General features: G+C 37.5%; 1 protein-coding gene and 1 pseudogene. Both read left to right on the top strand.

The window, feature by feature from the left end:
* Positions 1 to 212, top strand: a pseudogene (locus SB753_RS35215) (IS3 family transposase); the annotation flags it as partial.
* A partial coding sequence (locus tag SB753_RS35210; protein ID WP_410804680.1) for a helix-turn-helix domain-containing protein occupies positions 194 to 379 on the top strand: 186 nt, incomplete at its 3' end. The pseudogene SB753_RS35215 and the gene SB753_RS35210, both read left to right, overlap by 19 nt.

Below are 379 nucleotides of genomic sequence, written 5' to 3'. Positions count from 1 at the left end.
ATACCCAATTAAAAACGTGGATGACATGGTATAAAAATGGGGAAATGCATCGATTCGAACAGCCTGTAGGCAAGCAATATTCGTATGGGAAAGGTCCAGAATTTGATAGCGAGACGTCTAAATTGAAGGCAGAGAACCGGCAGTTAAAGCAACAGATTGAGATCTTAAAAAAGTACAAGGAATTGGAAAGGAAGTGGTACCAGAAATTGTAGTGAATGTGGTGGAAGAATTGAAAGATCAGTTACCTATTTATCAAATTTGTTTACATCTTGATATCCCTCGATCTACTTACTATCGTTGGAAGCACCATAAACAACGAGCTACATTAAAGAAATGGATGGAACAACAAGTGGGTGAACAATGTCATAAACACAAGTTT

Source organism: Paraburkholderia sp. SIMBA_053 (assembly GCF_046534895.1).
GTDB classification, from domain to species: Bacteria; Pseudomonadota; Gammaproteobacteria; order Burkholderiales; family Burkholderiaceae; genus Paraburkholderia; species Paraburkholderia caledonica.
The sequence above is the reverse complement of the archived record's forward strand: the minus strand, read 5'-3'. Positions and strand labels throughout refer to the sequence as shown.